General features: G+C 69.2%; 14 protein-coding genes. 10 read left to right on the top strand and 4 right to left on the bottom strand.

The window, feature by feature from the left end; genetic code table 11:
* Positions 1-28 precede the first annotated feature (28 nt).
* The 4 genes from SCI24_RS12190 to SCI24_RS12175 all read left to right on the top strand — a co-directional run bounded on the left by SCI24_RS12190 (position 29) and on the right by SCI24_RS12175 (position 4,054).
* A complete protein-coding gene (locus SCI24_RS12190; protein ID WP_318725632.1) occupies positions 29-1,111 on the top strand; it encodes an SO_0444 family Cu/Zn efflux transporter in 1,083 nt (360 codons plus the stop codon).
* A 75-nt stretch (positions 1,112-1,186) separates the two neighbouring features.
* Entirely contained in the window at positions 1,187-1,777 is a 591-nt protein-coding gene (locus SCI24_RS12185; RefSeq protein ID WP_318725631.1) for an NAD(P)H-dependent oxidoreductase, read from the top strand.
* 18 nt (positions 1,778-1,795) lie between these two features.
* Positions 1,796-2,755, top strand: a complete 960-nt coding sequence (locus tag SCI24_RS12180; RefSeq protein ID WP_318725630.1) for a zinc metalloprotease HtpX — start codon at positions 1,796-1,798, stop codon at positions 2,753-2,755.
* A 48-nt stretch (positions 2,756-2,803) separates the two neighbouring features.
* A complete protein-coding gene (locus SCI24_RS12175; RefSeq protein WP_318725629.1) occupies positions 2,804-4,054 on the top strand; it encodes a M20/M25/M40 family metallo-hydrolase in 1,251 nt (416 codons plus the stop codon).
* A 69-nt stretch (positions 4,055-4,123) separates the two neighbouring features.
* Here the strand turns inward: SCI24_RS12175 and SCI24_RS12170 are convergent, their stop codons facing one another.
* Entirely contained in the window at positions 4,124-5,017 is an 894-nt protein-coding gene (locus tag SCI24_RS12170; RefSeq protein ID WP_318725628.1) for a ribose-phosphate diphosphokinase, read from the bottom strand.
* Positions 5,018-5,030: 13 nt separating this feature from the next.
* Positions 5,031-6,614, bottom strand: coding sequence for a thymidine phosphorylase family protein (locus SCI24_RS12165; protein ID WP_318725627.1), 1,584 nt, complete (start codon positions 6,612-6,614; stop codon positions 5,031-5,033).
* A gap of 171 nt (positions 6,615-6,785) precedes the next feature.
* Here SCI24_RS12165 and SCI24_RS12160 point away from each other — a divergent pair, with 171 nt between their 5' ends.
* A complete protein-coding gene (locus SCI24_RS12160) occupies positions 6,786-7,247 on the top strand; it encodes a potassium channel family protein (RefSeq protein ID WP_318725626.1) in 462 nt (153 codons plus the stop codon).
* Positions 7,248-7,293: 46 nt separating this feature from the next.
* Here SCI24_RS12160 and SCI24_RS12155 read toward each other — a convergent pair whose 3' ends face one another.
* On the bottom strand, positions 7,294-7,665 hold the full coding sequence (locus SCI24_RS12155; RefSeq protein ID WP_318725625.1) for a DUF393 domain-containing protein: 372 nt from the start codon (positions 7,663-7,665) through the stop codon (positions 7,294-7,296).
* A 168-nt stretch (positions 7,666-7,833) separates the two neighbouring features.
* Here SCI24_RS12155 and SCI24_RS12150 point away from each other — a divergent pair, with 168 nt between their 5' ends.
* Complete coding sequence (locus SCI24_RS12150) at positions 7,834-9,165, top strand: glycosyltransferase (RefSeq protein WP_318725624.1); 1,332 nt, start codon at positions 7,834-7,836, stop codon at positions 9,163-9,165.
* Here the strand turns inward: SCI24_RS12150 and SCI24_RS12145 are convergent.
* Positions 9,134-9,589 carry an N-acetyltransferase gene (locus SCI24_RS12145; RefSeq protein ID WP_318725623.1) on the bottom strand — a complete coding sequence of 152 codons (456 nt, stop codon included), beginning with the start codon at positions 9,587-9,589 and terminating at the stop codon, positions 9,134-9,136. The genes SCI24_RS12150 and SCI24_RS12145 overlap by 32 nt on opposite strands.
* Before the next feature lie 353 nt (positions 9,590-9,942).
* Between SCI24_RS12145 and trkI the strand changes: the two genes are divergently transcribed.
* The 4 genes from trkI to SCI24_RS12125 form a co-directional block, all read left to right on the top strand.
* A complete protein-coding gene (gene trkI, locus SCI24_RS12140) occupies positions 9,943-11,451 on the top strand; it encodes a Trk system potassium transporter TrkI (protein ID WP_412929656.1) in 1,509 nt (502 codons plus the stop codon).
* A 6-nt stretch (positions 11,452-11,457) separates the two neighbouring features.
* Complete coding sequence (locus SCI24_RS12135) at positions 11,458-13,461, top strand: ATP-binding protein (protein ID WP_318725621.1); 2,004 nt, start codon at positions 11,458-11,460, stop codon at positions 13,459-13,461.
* Positions 13,451-14,197, top strand: a complete 747-nt coding sequence (locus tag SCI24_RS12130; RefSeq protein WP_318725620.1) for a response regulator transcription factor — start codon at positions 13,451-13,453, stop codon at positions 14,195-14,197. The genes SCI24_RS12135 and SCI24_RS12130 overlap by 11 nt, the downstream gene beginning before the upstream one ends.
* Positions 14,194-14,409 (top strand): NAD-binding protein (locus tag SCI24_RS12125; RefSeq protein ID WP_318725619.1); only part of this gene is annotated, 216 nt, incomplete at its 3' end. The genes SCI24_RS12130 and SCI24_RS12125, both read left to right, overlap by 4 nt.

Raw genomic sequence — 14,409 nt, 5'->3', positions numbered from 1 at the left:
ATAGAGCATCCCCGCCGAGGAGCGCCCCATGTCCCTGCTGAACGCCATCCTGGCCGTCGCCCTCTCCGCCGCCCCCTGGCTGCTGCTGGGGCTGGTGATGGCCGGACTGATCAAGGCGCTGGTCTCCGAGGCCCTGCTGCAGCGCTGGGTCGGCGGCCAGGGGCTTGGCAGCATCGCCCGGGCGGCAGTGATCGGCGCCCCCCTGCCGCTCTGCTCCTGCGGGGCCATTCCCACGGCGCTGGCCATGTATCGCGGCGGCGCCTCGCGCGGCCCGGCCACCGCCTTCCTGATCGGCACCCCGGGCATCGGCGTGGACTCCATGGCCATCACCTATGCCCTGCTCGGCCCCTTCATGGCCGTGGCCCGGGCGGCCAGCGCCGTGCTCACCGCGATCGTCACCGGCCTGCTGGTGGGTCGTACTGTGCCGACGGACATGCCGACGAGTGTGCCAGCCGACGTCCAGCCCGAGGCGGAGGATAGCTGCGGCAGCTGCTGCGCCAGCGGCTGCGGCGATGCGCAGGAGACGCCTGCCGAGAGCGCCGCGCGAGGGCTCGCCGGCCGGCTGGCCGACGGGCTGCACTACGCCTTCACCGACATCCTCGACGACATCAGCCTCTGGCTGCTGGTGGGCCTGCTGGTCGCCGGGGGCCTGATCGCCCTGGTGCCACCACAGCAGCTGGCCGCCCTGGGCAGCGGCCTGGGGGCCATGCTGGTCATGGCGGTGATCGGCATTCCACTCTACATGTGCGCCACCGCCGCCACCCCCATCGCCGCCGGGCTGCTGCTGGCCGGCGTCTCGCCTGGCACCGTGCTGGTCTTCCTGATCGCCGCACCGGTCACCAGCCTGGCCACCCTCGGGGTCTTCCGCCGTGAGATGGGCAACCGGGCCCTGGTGGCCTATCTCGCCGGCATCCTGGCAAGCGCGGTGCTGCTGGGGCTTGGCGTGGATGCGGTGGCGAGCTGGTGGCAGCTCGACATCGCCCGCCAGATCGAGGCGGTGGGCGAGCTGCTGCCGGCCTGGGTGGAGTGGCTGGGGCTCGTGGTGCTGGTCGGGCTGGCGGTGAAGCCGCTGCGCCGCACCCTGGCCGACCACCTGCCCCACCATGCCTGATCCCTGCGACCCGGCAGGCCGCGCCCAACCCGACAAGTCCCCGCCGGGAGCAAGATCGACCCCGAAGGAGCCTAAATGACGGATCGTCAGCCTCACCCCCGCATCCTGGTCTTCGCCGGCAGCAGCCGCGCCGGCTCCTGCAACAAGGCGCTGGCGCGCCTGGCCGCCGAGCGCATCGAGCACCTGGGCGGCCGCCCCACCTTCATCGACCTGCGCGACCACCCCATGCCGCTCTACGACGGCGACCTGGAGGCCGAGCAGGGCCTGCCCGAGAACGCCCTGGTGCTGAGGCGCGGCCTGGCCGACCACGAGGGGCTGCTGATCGCCTCGCCGGAGTACAATGGCTTCATCACCCCGCTGCTCAAGAACACCCTGGACTGGCTGACCCGCCCCCACCAGGGCGAGAGCGGCCTTGCGCTGTTCGAGGGCAAGCTGGCCGCGGTGGTCTCCGCCTCGCCCGGCGGCCTGGGCGGCATCCGCAGCCTGGGTCTGGCCCGCCAGCTGCTGGCCAACATCGGGGTGACGGTGCTGCCGGACCAGCTCGCCGTGGCGCGGGCCGCGGATGCCTTCGACGAGGCCGGCCAACTGCGCGACGAGAAGCAGCTGGAGAAGCTGGACGCCATCTGCCGGCGGCTGGTCGACAGCCTGCACCGGCTGCACGGCTGACCCCCGCCAAGGAACGCGATGCCGATCGGGACACAACGCCTCTGGCGCAGCCGGGTGAAGAACGGCCTGCAGACCCTGCTGATCATGGCCGGCCTGGCCCTGGTGCTGGCCGTGCCCGGCTACCTGCTGGCCGGCGGCCTCGGCATCGTCATGAGCCTGGGGGTGGTGGTGGTCGGGGCCTTCGCCGGCAGCTGGGTGCCGGCTCGCTACATCCTCGCCGATGCCGGGGCCGGCCTGCTGCATCGCCACCAGGCGCCGTCGCTCTACCGCCTGCTCGATACGCTCTACCGGCGCGCCGGCCTCACCCGGCCCCCGCAGCTCTTCTACGCCCCCACACCCGAGCTCAACGCCTTCGCCGTGGGCACCCGCCACGACGGCGGCATCGCCGTCACCGAGGGCCTGCTGCGCACCCTGACGCTGCGCGAGCTGGCCGGCGTGCTGGCCCACGAGGTGAGCCACCTGCGCCATGGTGACACCCGGGTGATGTCCATGGCCGCGGCCATGACCCGGCTCACCCTCTGGCTGACCACGGTGCTGCAGCTCAGCCTGCTGCTGATGGTGCCCCTGATCCTGGCTGGCGAGTTCCGCCTGCCCTGGAGCCTGCTGCTGGTGGTGGCCTTCGCGCCTAGCCTCAGCACCCTGCTCCAGCTGGCGCTCTCCCGCAACCGCGAGTACACCGCCGACCTGGACGCCGTGGCCCTGACAGGCGACCCTGAGGGGCTGGCCTCGGCGCTGGCCGTGCTGGAGCGCCACCACGGCCGCTGGCTGGCCACGCTGTTCGGCCGCCATCCGCCCGCGGGGCTCGACTGGCTGCGCACCCACCCGCCGACGGAGGAGCGCATCCGGCGGCTGATGAGCGTCGAGGCGTCAACGGAAGTGTCCCTGCATGACCATTCCGACGACCACCACGCGCCACCGGAGATCATCGAGCGCCCGGGCGCCATGGGCCGGCGCTACTGGATGCGTCGCCGGCGCTGAGGCGCTCCGCCCCTCCCCCACTTTCCTGAACGAGCAAGAGAGAACGCCATGAGCGACACGCGAAAGCCCTGGAACAGCCCCATGCCCGCCCCGCAGTTCGACCTGATGCGGCGCATCCTCGCCGCCCCGAGCCCGGTGGGGCTCGAGGCCGCCATGACCTACGGCGTGCTCAAGCCCCACTTCGAGGGCTTCGCCCCGGCGAGCTGGCAGCTGCACCAGTTCAAGGGCCACGCCGGCGTGGTGCTGGACACCCATCCGGGCCGCGACGACCTCTTCAAGGTGATGATCATCGGCCATGCCGACAAGATCCGCATGCAGGTCCGCTCGATCGGCGAGGACGGCAAGATCTGGATCAACAGCGACTCCTTCCTGCCCAACGTGGTGATCGGCCACGAGGTCACCCTGTTCAGCGAGGACCCCGAGGCGCCCGGCAGCTACCGGCGCATCGAGGGCGGCACCGTGGAGGCGCTGGGCGCCATCCACTTCTCCGACCCGGCCCAGCGCAACGGCGAGAAGGGCATCAAGAAGGAGCAGCTCTACCTCGAGCTGCAGATCCACGGCGAGAACAAGAAGCAGCAGGTGGAGAACCTGGGCGTGCGGCCCGGCGATTCGATCCTGCTCGACCGACCCATCCGCCACGGCTTCAGCCCGGACACCTTCTACGGCGCCTATCTGGACAACGGCCTGGGCTGCTTCGTCACCGCCGAGGTGGCGAGGCTGATCGCCGAGGCGGGCGGCACCGAGAAGGTGCGCGTGATGTTCGCCATCGCCAGCTACGAGGAGATCGGCCGCTTCGGCAGCCGGGTGCTGGCCGGTGAACTCGAGCCCGACGCCATCATCGCCGTGGACGTCAACCACGACTATGTGGCCGCCCCCGGCATCGGCGACCGGCGCATGCAGCCGCTGGAGATGGGCAAGGGGTTCACCATGTCGGTGGGCGCCATCGCCAGCGAGCAGCTCAACCGGATCATCGAGACCACCGCCAAGGAGCAGGGCATTCCCATGCAGCGCGACATCGTCGGCGTGGATACCGGCACCGACGGCATGGCCGGGGTGCTCGCCGCCGTGGACTGCGTGGCGACCTCCATCGGCTTCCCGATCCGCAACATGCACACCATCTCGGAGACCGGCTACACCCGGGACGTGCTGGCGGCGATCCACGCCATCACCCATACCCTCCACGCCCTGGATGCCCTGCCGGACCCGCACCGCGAGTTCCTCGACCACCACCCGCGCCTGGACGAGGCCGGTCCCCTGGCCCACCAGGGTTCCGACAAGCCCGAGAAGACCGACAAGTAACGCATCCAGCGGATGAGACGCATGCAGCAGGGCGGGCCACGGGCCCGCCCTGCTGCTTGCGGACAACGCCTAGCCCAGCGCGGCGAGCGCCTCGGCCAGCACCGGCGCCATGGCGATGGCGTTGCTGTCGTGGGCGATGCAGTCGGTGCTCCAGATCTCGCCGACGCCGGCGGCCTGGATCACCGCCAGCGCATCGCCGGCGAACAGCGCGTGGGTGATCGCCACGTCCACCGAGGCGGCCCCGGCGGCGAGCAGCGCCTCGGCGGCGCGGGCGACGGTGTGGCCGGAGCTCGCCACGTCGTCCATCAGCACCACCTGACGGCCGGCGACTTCGATGTTTGGCAGCTCGACCTGCACGTTGCGGTCGCCGTTGCGGGTCTTGCGGCAGGTGCCGATATCGAAGCCGGTCGCCTCGCCGGCCTGGCGGACCCACTGCAGGGCCTCCTCATCCGGTCCCAGCAACAGGGGGGCGTGGCGCTTCTCGGCGATCAGCTCGGCGAGGCGCGGGGCGCCGGAGAGCGCGATGGCGTGCTCGAGGGGAATCGCCTGGTCGAGGCGCGCGATGCGATGCAGGTGCGGGTCGACGGTGATCACGGCGTCGAACAGCTCGGCGAGGAAGCCGCCGACGATGGTCTGGCTGACGATCTCGCCGGGGTGGAAGGCGATGTCCTGGCGCATGTAGGCGAGATAGGGCGCGACCAGCACCAGGCGGGTCACGCCCTGCCGGCGGGCGTGTCGCGCCAGCAGCAGCAGCTCGACGAGCTTGTCGTTGGGCCGGTCGAGGCTGCGATAGAGCACCAGGGTCTCGGGAAAGGCGCCCGTCTCGGCGAAGGGCAGCCGGAGCTTGAGCTCCTCGTCGGGAAAGCGGTGGCGATCGACGGCGTGGGCGGGCAGGCCCGCCGCCTCGGCGAGGCGATGCGCGGGGTCCGCCTCGTCCTGGAAATGCAGCAGTGCGCGGGTCATCGAACCTCCCTGTTCAGAACTCGACGTTGAGCCGAGTGATCTCCTCGGCGCGGCCGATGGCGATGCCGGTGTCCCGCTCGGTGGACTGGTGGGCGAAGGTCAGCTCGTTGCGGTAGGCGGCATGGACGCGGTAGAGCGGCTGGCCCCGGGTAACCGGGTCGCCGATGCGCCTGAGCAGGTCGACCCCGGCACCGGCCGCCTTGGGGGCACCCGCCAGGCGGGCGATGCGTGCCAGCTTGAGGTTGTCGATGCCGGTGACCACGCCATCCGCCGCGGCCATCACCTCAAAGCTGTGGGGGGCCAGTGGCGGGTCGTCCGGGTCGAAGGGCCGGCGGCCCTGGGCCTCGATGATCGCCTGCATCTTCTCGGCGGCCCGGCCGTCATCGAGGATGTCCCGGGCGATGCCGAAGCCGGCGCCGCCGCGCACGTCCGGGTCGAACTCCAGCATCCGCCCGGCCAGGCGCAGGGCCTTCTGGCGCAGGTCCATGGGCGCCTCGGGGTGGTTGGTGAGCACGCGCATCACGTCGCGGGCCTCCAGCACCGGGCCGATGCCGCGCCCCACGGGCTGGCTACCGTCGGTGATCACCACGTCCAGGGTCAGGCCCATGCGCCCGGCCACGAACTCGAAGAGCCGGCGCAGCTGCCGCGCCTCGGGCATGGACCGCACCTTGGCATGGGGGCCAATGGGGAGGTCGAGCAGCAGGTGGCTGGAGCCGGCGGCCACCTTCTTGGAGAGGATGGAGGCGACCATCTGGCCCGGGGAGTCGATGGAGAGCGGGCGCTCCACCGAGATCAGCACGTCGTCGGCGGGCGAGAGCTCACTGGTGCCCCCCCAGGCCAGGCAGCCGCGATGGGTGCGCACGATGTCGCCCAGCACGTCGAACGGCAGGTCAACGTTGGCCAGCACCTCCATGGTATCGGCGGTGCCCGAGGGGGAGGTGATGGCCCGCGAGGAGGTCTTGGGGCACAGCAGGCCGTGGGCGGCGACGATGGGCACCACCAGCATGGAGGTGCGGTTGCCCGGGATGCCGCCGATGCAGTGCTTGTCGACCACCGGATGCTCATGCCAGTCGAGGCGGCGCCCGACCCGGCTCATGGCATCGCTCAGGTAGAAGACCTCCTCGCGGTCGAGCTCGCCGCGGTCGCAGGCGACCACGAAGGCGGTCAGCTCGATCTTGGAATAGCGCAGCTCGGCGATGTCGCGGATGATGTGCCGGAAGTCCTCCCGGGAAAGCCGCTCGCCCGCGAGCTTGCGGTGCAGGGCGGGTATCGAGGCCGGGGGCTCCGCCTGGGAGACGCTCACCGGATGGCCCTCCTCCACGCCCAGGGCCTCGAAGGCGTCCTCGGAGAGGCCGAGCTGCTGGCAGTCGACGATGGCGGCATCGTCCACCACGTTGAGGCTCGCCAGGATGCGCTGGCCGTTGGCACGGATCTCCACCTTGGAGAGCGCCTGGAAGCCCTCGGCGCGATAGAGGTCACATTCGCGATGCAGGTAGGCCACGTTCTCGCGGTAGGTGTCGATGCCGACCCGCTTGAGCGAGAGCGGCGAGAGGGTATCGTCGAGGGCTTCCGCCCGAGTGGCATGGGTCGTCTTCATGACAGCCTTCCTTGCGGCGGGTGCCGGCCTGCCGGCCGCGCGTCACGCGGGTGACGGATGGCCCATCCTAGCAGCGCCCCAGCGAGGCGTCATTCTGGCGCGGCTCGGGCCGTGACGCCGGCCCCGTGATCGCGCTAGGCTTGCCGCATCTCGACAGAAGGACCACCGCCCGTGCTCGATGCTGCCCTGGATGCTGGCCACCTCTGGGCCGTGGCCATCACCCTGATCGCCGTCGTGACCTGCATCCTGCTGCACTACGAGGTGTCGCTGCGGCTGTGGCGGCGCCTGGAAAAGTCGCGCAGTACCCTGCGCCGGCGCTTCCTCAAGCTCACCTTCGGCCTGTTCGCCGCCCACGTCACCGAGATCTGGATCTTCGCCGTGGCCATGGCCCTGCTCGGTGAGCATCCCCTGGCAGGAGAGGTCGTGGGCCGCGAGACGATGGACTTCCTGGACTACGTCTACTTCTCGGCGATCACCTACACCACCCTGGGCTATGGCGATCTCGTTGCCACAGGGCCTATCCGCTTTGTCACCGGCACCGAGGCACTGACCGGCTTCATGCTGATCACCTGGTCGGCCTCGCTCACCTTCCTCGAGATGCAGCGCCACTGGTCGGCCCGCCAGGAGCGCTGAGACATCCGCGGGAGGAGGATGCCACCCCGTGGGGCCAAACGCAGGCTCAGGGCAGGCGCCCCTCTCGAGCCAGGCGCCTCTGCACCCAGCGGTCGTAGCACCAGCGCAGCGCCGGCTTGAGCCCCGGCAGGCCGATCAGCCAGGCCAGGGGCTTGAGGCGTGGCACCCGGCGCATCAGCAGGACATAGGCGTCGATGCCTTCCATGATGCGCCCGCCCTCCTCTTCCACATGCAGGGAAAGCAGCGCCGCCTGCGGGTCGACGCCCTTCTCGCGCAGCGTCGCCTGGTGCTCGGTCACATCGCACCACGCCACCTGGCGGCCGGCCTCCCCTGCCCAGCGCTCGTAGCGGGTGCGATCCCGCCGACAGACTGGGCAGATGCCGTCGTAGTAGACCTTGAGCGGTGGCAGCTCGGACATCGGCTAACTCCCTTGAAGTTGGGGCCTATCGCGGCAGACCCTGCGCGGCCGCGGGGTTCACGACCGGGCAGTGAATGTCTCTCCCGCCAGCAGTGACAAGCTGGCCTGACACACCACTGTCATGCAAGCGCGCCAGGCTGCAGGAAAGTGCCACCGGAGCCCGCCGGCATGCCCCAGCGCGAACCGCTCAGCACCGCGGAACAGGAATTCCTCGCCCGGCTGGCCCACGGCAATGCGCTGGGCCTGCAGTATCGGGCCGAACGGGAAGCGCAGCGAGGACTCACTTCTCCCTCGCTTCAGGCCACCGGCGCCCCTGGTCCCAGGAGCCGCACCCTGAAGATCCTGATGATCTCGGATGTCTACCTGCCACGGGTGAACGGGGTCTCCACCTCCATCGCCAGCTTCTGTGCCGCCCTGGAGCGCCTTGGCCACTCGGTGACGCTGATCTGCCCCGCCTACCCGGTGGGCCAGACGGACAGGCCCGGCGTGCTGCGCATCGGCTCCCGCGGGGTGCCCGGCGATCCCGAGGATCGCATGATGCGCTATCGCGAGGTGCTGGCCCTGGCACCGCAACTCCTGGCCAGGGCGTTCGACCTGATCCACGTGCATACGCCCTTCGTGGCGCACGCCGCCGGCATCGCCCTGGGCAATCGGCTGGGCATCCCGGTGGTGGCGACCTACCACACCCTCTTCGAGGAGTACCTGCACCACTATGTGCGCTGGCTGCCGCGGCGCTGGCTGCGCCTCCTGGCCCGGCGCCTCTCGGTACGCCAGTGCCAGCAACTGGATGTCGTGGTCGTGCCCTCCCTCGCCATGCGGGATGTCCTGAGCCGCTATGGCGTGACAACGCCCATGGCGGTGATACCCACCGGCCTGGCCCTCGAGGCCTTCACGCAGCCCCGGGAGACGGACGGCTTTCGCGCCCGCTACGGCCTGCCGCCGACGGCCCGGCTGCTGCTCTACGTGGGACGCACCGCCCACGAGAAGAACATCGGCTTTCTGATCGAGATGCTGCCGCGGGTGCTGGCCCGGCATCCCGATACCCGCCTGGTCATTACCGGCGAAGGCCCGGCCCGAGCGGCGTTGGCCCGACAGGCACAGGCGGCGGGCGTTGGCGAGGCGGTGCACTTCCTGGGGTACCTGGATCGCGACGGCCCCCTGCAGGCCGCCTACCGTGCCGCCGATGCCTTCGTGTTCGCCTCGCGCACGGAAACCCAGGGCCTCGTGCTGCTTGAGGCCCTGGCGCTGGGCACGCCCGTGGTCTCCACCGCGGTGATGGGCACCCGTGACGTGCTGGCGGATGGCGAAGGCTGCCTGATTGCCGAGGAGACCCACGACGACTTCGCCGCCAAGGTGAATCGGGTACTGGGCGACCCGGCGCTGCGCGAGAGGCTTTCCCGCCGCGGCCCGAGTCACGCCGCCCGGTGGCACGAGGACACCCAGGCGGCCAGGCTGGTGGCGCTGTACCTCACCAGCAGGCGGGATCGTCGAACGCCGTGACGCAGGCCAGGGCCGTCACCTCATGCCCATCCAGCGCCTGGCCGAGCCAGCCCTCCGACTGGGACAGCCTGAAGGGCGCCGACGCCCTCTCCTCGGAAACCGGTATGAAGCCGACACGCGAATAGAACGCCGGATCCCCGTAGGTGAAGACCCGCATCACGCCCCTCTCCTTCAGCCGCTCGAGGCCGAAACGGATCAGGCGCTGCCCGATGCCCCGGCCCTGGTAGTCGGGATGCACCGCCACCGGTGACAGCAGGAAGGCCTCGACCGGGGTATCGAACCTGAGCCTCGAGAAGAAGATGCCTGCCACGACCCGGCCCTTCTCCATGGCCATGAACCCCAGGAAATCCCGCGGGTCGGTATCGGCCATCAGGGTGCGCACCAGCCCCCCCGACCAGTTCGCCTTCTGCCGGCCCCTCGGCATCGGCGAATGTCCTCGTAAACAGCGCCTGGAGCTGCGCCGCCTGGTGCGCTTCAAACCGTGCCAACTCCATTGCCTGGCCTCCTCTCGATATGGCGTGACGGGGCAGCCTGCAGGAGAAATGGCCGTGCCAGTCGCCTGCGTTCATGGGACTGGTGCAGGAATTCAGCCGGAAGCGCGCCTGTTCCGCAATATGCGCCCGCAAATCATTCCTTGGGTCGGATATCCACCCCGCCAGGCCTTGAGCCACGCCACGGCGCGACTTGCCCGGGCGGAAAGCGGCGATGTCCTGTCCAGATTTTACGGATTTTTTAGATGGCCCCGTGGTGCCATGAGGGCTCTGTCTCCCCTGTCAGATGGCACAACCGAAGAGAGTCAAGGAGGCTACCATGCGCGAGAGCGTACTCCGGGAGCAGTGGCTCAACTGGGCGCCGATCCTCAAGGTGCTCTCCGTGCTGTGGCTGGTCCTGGCGGCCTTCATGATGGTGCCCTGGCTGGTCCTGGTCATCGAGGAAGAGCCCGATGCACGCGCCTTCGCCCTGTCCACCGGCATCGTGCTGGCCTCGGTGGCCATCAGTTGGCTGGCCACGCTGCGCATCAAGGTTTCCCTCAAGCCGTGGCAGATGTTTCTCGTCACCACGCTCAGCTGGGTGAGTATCAGTACCTTCGCCAGCCTGCCGCTGGTGCTGGGGGCGCCTCAACTCACCTTCACCAACGCCGTGTTCGAGTCGGTGTCGGCCATTACCACGACCGGTTCCACTGTCCTGTCGCACATCGACCAGCTTTCCGATGGCCTCAAGCTTTGGCGAGGCATCATGCAGTGGCTGGGTGGCATCGGCATCATCGTCATGGGCATCGCCATCCTGCCGTTCCTCAAGGTCGGGGGCATGCGGCTGTTCCATACCGAATCCTCCGACTGGTCCGACAAGGTCATGCCGAAAACCGGCGGCATCGCCAAGGCCACCCTGTCGATCTACGTCGGCTTCACCACGCTCGCCATGCTGTCCTACTGGCTGGGTGGCATGACGCCCCTGGATGCGGTGGTGCATGCCATGACCTCACTGGCGACCGGTGGCTTCGCCAATTCCGATGCCTCCTTCGGTGCCTATGCCGAACAGCCCCACCTGCTGTGGCTCGGCTCCCTGTTCATGCTGATGGGCGCGCTGCCCTTTGTCCTCTACATCCGCGTGTTGCGAGGGGCGCGGATGGCCCTGTGGCGGGACCAGCAGGTGCATGGGCTGCTGGTCCTGCTGGCCACGGTCTGCCTGTTGCTGACCCTGTGGCGCATGTGGCTGGGTACCCCACCCTTCGAGGCACTCACCCATGTGGTCTTCAACGTCATCTCGGTGGTCACCACCACCGGCTACGCCTCGGACGACTACACGCTGTGGGGCTCGATGGCGACGGTAGCCTTCTTCTACCTCACGTTCGTGGGGGGCTGCAGTGGCTCGACCGCCGGGGGCATGAAGATCTTCCGCTTTCAGGTCGCCATGCTGCTGCTGGTCAGCCAGCTGCGCTTTCTCAACCACTCCAGCGGCGTCTTTGTCTCGCGCTACAATGGCCAGACGCTGACCGACGAGATCACGCGGGGCGTGGTGGCGTTCTCGTTCTTTTTCTTCCTGACCATCGCCGGACTGGCACTCGGCCTATCCCTGATGGGACTGGACTTCGTCACAGCGCTCTCTGGCGCCGCCACGGCGGTGGCCAATGTGGGACCGGGGCTCGGCGACATCATCGGCCCATCGGGCAACTTCATCCCTCTCCCTGACGCCGCGAAGTGGTTGCTGTGCGTCGGCATGCTGATGGGGCGGCTGGAGATCCTGACGGTGCTGGTACTCCTGACCCCGATGTTCTGGCGGCGATAGAACACCATGCAAAAGGCCCTCGAGGAGACCATGCAGGATCTCGAAGAACGCACGGCCGGTCCGTCGCACCACCCGGCGCCCATCCGGCTGCTGGTGGCGCTGAGCGGTGGCGCGGAGGATGCCGCCCTGGTGCGTGCCGCCCATCGCCTGGCGACGCGTGACCGCGTCCAGTGGTGTGCCGCCTACGTCGAGAGCGACAGGGAGGATCCCCAGCGGCGGCTGATGCTGGAGCGCGACTTTGCCCAGGTCCAGCGCCTGGGCGGCGATGTCCGCGTGGTCTCGGGACAGGATCGTGCCCGTGAACTGTTGGCGCTGGCGAATGAGCTGAAGGTTGCCACCCTGCTGGTCGGTCATGGGCGCCCCTCGGGCTGGCGCGTCTGGCGTCGCCCCCTGGCGGAGCGCCTGGCCCGTCTGGGCGGCCCCTTTGATCTCGTGGTGGCCGCCGAGGCACGCCAGCGGCCACGCTTTCGTCCTCGAACCCGCCAGCGCCTCTGGCGATGGCGGGGTGCGGGTATTGCCGTGAGTTCGACCCTGGCGGCGCTGGGGCTGTCGGCGGGCCTGAAGTCCTGGCTGGCACTGGGCAATCTCTCCTTGCTGTTTCTCGGCGCGGTACTGGTCAGCGCCACCCTGGCGGGAACCCGCTCCGCCATGCTGGCCGCCGTGCTGGGGTTTGTCAGTTTCAATTTCTTCCTGACAGAACCGCGCTACTCGCTGGCCATGGTGGAAAACGACCAACTGGTCACCGTGGTGGTCTACCTGCTGGTCGCCGTGGTGGTCGGGCAACTGGCGGGCAACGCCCGAACCCGCCTGCTCGCCCTGCGAGCGAGCCGCGAACAGACCTACCAGCTGCTGACCTTCTCCCGGGAGCTCGCGGTGGCGACGGACCGGCAACGCGTCGGCGAGGTGGGCGTGGCCACCCTGATGCGCTGGCTCGGTTGTCCGGTGGTGATGCTTGATGCCACCGATGCAGAGGGTGATGTGGCAGTGCTCCATAGTGCACCGGCGGGACACCGCCTTGCCCCCGACGCCCGGACCGCCGTGGCCTGGAGCCGTCTTCATCGTCGTCCCAGCGGCAAGGGGACCGAGCAGCCGCTGGATACCGACTGGCAGGTGATTCCGCTGGTGGAACAGGGGCGGCTGGTGGCGCTGGTCTGCCTGGCCCTGGGACAACGGGAGCACTCGCCATCCCCCGACGAGGACGGACGCATCGACGCCATGCTGCGACTGCTGACTCTGGCGCTGGAGCGTACCCGCCTGGTCGCCGACCTGGAGGCATCGCGGCTTTCCGAGGAGAACGAGCGCCTGCGCTCGGCCCTGTTGTCATCGGTCTCCCATGACCTGAGAACGCCCCTGGCCTCGATCATCGGCTCTGCCAGCACCCTGCGCGACCTGGCCGACCAGCTGAACGAGGCCGACCGTGGCGAACTCCTCGACGGCATCTTGAGTGAAAGCGAACGACTCGACCGTTACATCCAGAACCTGCTGGACATGACCCGCCTCGGGCAGGGTGGCCTCAAGCTGGAGCGCGACTGGATTTCCGTGGAGGACCTGGTGGCCAGCGCCCTGCGGCGCCTGGGACCTGCGCTGCGCGGGCTTCACGTGCAGCGCGACTGGCCGGAGGACCTGCCGCTGTTGCACGTGCATCCGGCGCTCATCGAGCAGGCGCTGGTCAATGTCATCGAGAATGCGGCGCGCTTCTCGCCGCCAGGCGGGACGCTGCGCCTCGAGGCCGGGGTTGAGGCGGGCCAGCTATGGCTCGCGGTGACCGACCAGGGCCCCGGCATCGAGCCCCACCTTCGCGAACGGGTGTTCGACATGTTCTACACCGGCGGCGAGGGCGATCGCGGCCGCCATGGCAGCGGCCTGGGGCTGGCCATCTGTCGCGGCATGCTCGGCGCCCATGCCGGCACCATCGTCGCCGAGCCTGGCCACGAGGGAACCGGCACGCGCATCGTGATGCGCCTGCCACTGCCCGACGCCACCGAGGAGCCTCGCCACCATGTCGAGTGAACCCCAACGCATCCTGGTCATCGACGACGAGCCGCAGATTCGCCGCTTCCTGCGCATCAGCCTGGTCACCCAGGGCTTCGTCGTCTACGAGGCGGCGAATGGTCGCGAAGGGCTGAAGCTGGCCCTGAAGGAGCTCCCCGATCTCGTCCTGCTGGATCTGGGCCTGCCGGACATGGATGGCCAGGCGGTGCTCGACCGGCTGCGCGCGCGCAGCCAGATGCCCATCATCGTGGTCTCGGTGCGTGGCCAGGAGGGGGAGAAGGTCCGGGCACTGGACCATGGCGCCAACGACTACGTGACCAAGCCTTTCGGCATCCAGGAACTGTTGGCACGCATCCGTGCCCTGCTGCGCCTTCGCGTGGCCTCCCAGGATATCCCGGAAGGCCAGCGCTACCGTGGCAACGGACTGGTGATCGACCCCGTCGAACGGCGTGTCTGGCGTGACGGCTCGCCCGTTCACCTGACACCCAAGGAGTACGCCGTGCTCGAACGCCTATGCCGCCACAGCGGCCGGGTCGTCACCCAGACACAGTTGTTGCGCGAAGTGTGGGGGCCGAGCCACGCCGAGGATACCCACTACTTGCGCATCGTGATCAGCAAGCTGCGCCAGAAGCTCGGTGATGACCCCGCTGACCAGTCACTGCTGCAGACCGAGGCCGGTATCGGCTACCGCCTGATGATCGAGCCCGAAAGCGCCGACGATCCCGGCGGCAACGAGAAGGAAACCCTGCCATGAAGATCATCATCCTCGGCGCCGGCCAGGTCGGCGGCACCCTGGCCGAGCACCTGGCCCGGGAGGAGAACGACATCACCGTGGTGGACACCGACGGCGAGCGCCTGCGCGAGCTGCATACCCGCCTGGACATCCGCACGGTCTCCGGGGCCGGCTCCTACCCCATGGTGCTTCGCCAGGCCGGCTGCGAGGACGCCGACATGCTGATCGCGGTG

The sequence above is a fragment of the Halomonas sp. genome (assembly GCF_033549285.1).
GTDB lineage: Bacteria > Pseudomonadota > Gammaproteobacteria > Pseudomonadales > Halomonadaceae > Halomonas.
This window is presented reverse-complemented; position numbering and strand designations above follow the sequence as displayed.

Coding starts and splice junctions, on each gene's coding strand:
- SCI24_RS12190 (WP_318725632.1), top strand. CDS start 29: ATGTCCCTGCTGAACGCCATCCTGGCCGTCGCCCTCTCCGCCGCCCCC.
- SCI24_RS12185 (WP_318725631.1), top strand. CDS start 1,187: ATGACGGATCGTCAGCCTCACCCCCGCATCCTGGTCTTCGCCGGCAGC.
- SCI24_RS12180 (WP_318725630.1), top strand. CDS start 1,796: ATGCCGATCGGGACACAACGCCTCTGGCGCAGCCGGGTGAAGAACGGC.
- SCI24_RS12175 (WP_318725629.1), top strand. CDS start 2,804: ATGAGCGACACGCGAAAGCCCTGGAACAGCCCCATGCCCGCCCCGCAG.
- SCI24_RS12170 (WP_318725628.1), bottom strand. CDS start 5,017: ATGACCCGCGCACTGCTGCATTTCCAGGACGAGGCGGACCCCGCGCAT.
- SCI24_RS12165 (WP_318725627.1), bottom strand. CDS start 6,614: ATGAAGACGACCCATGCCACTCGGGCGGAAGCCCTCGACGATACCCTC.
- SCI24_RS12155 (WP_318725625.1), bottom strand. CDS start 7,665: ATGTCCGAGCTGCCACCGCTCAAGGTCTACTACGACGGCATCTGCCCA.
- SCI24_RS12150 (WP_318725624.1), top strand. CDS start 7,834: ATGCCCCAGCGCGAACCGCTCAGCACCGCGGAACAGGAATTCCTCGCC.
- SCI24_RS12145 (WP_318725623.1), bottom strand. CDS start 9,589: ATGCCGAGGGGCCGGCAGAAGGCGAACTGGTCGGGGGGGCTGGTGCGC.
- trkI (WP_412929656.1), top strand. CDS start 9,943: ATGGCACAACCGAAGAGAGTCAAGGAGGCTACCATGCGCGAGAGCGTA.
- SCI24_RS12135 (WP_318725621.1), top strand. CDS start 11,458: ATGCAAAAGGCCCTCGAGGAGACCATGCAGGATCTCGAAGAACGCACG.
- SCI24_RS12130 (WP_318725620.1), top strand. CDS start 13,451: ATGTCGAGTGAACCCCAACGCATCCTGGTCATCGACGACGAGCCGCAG.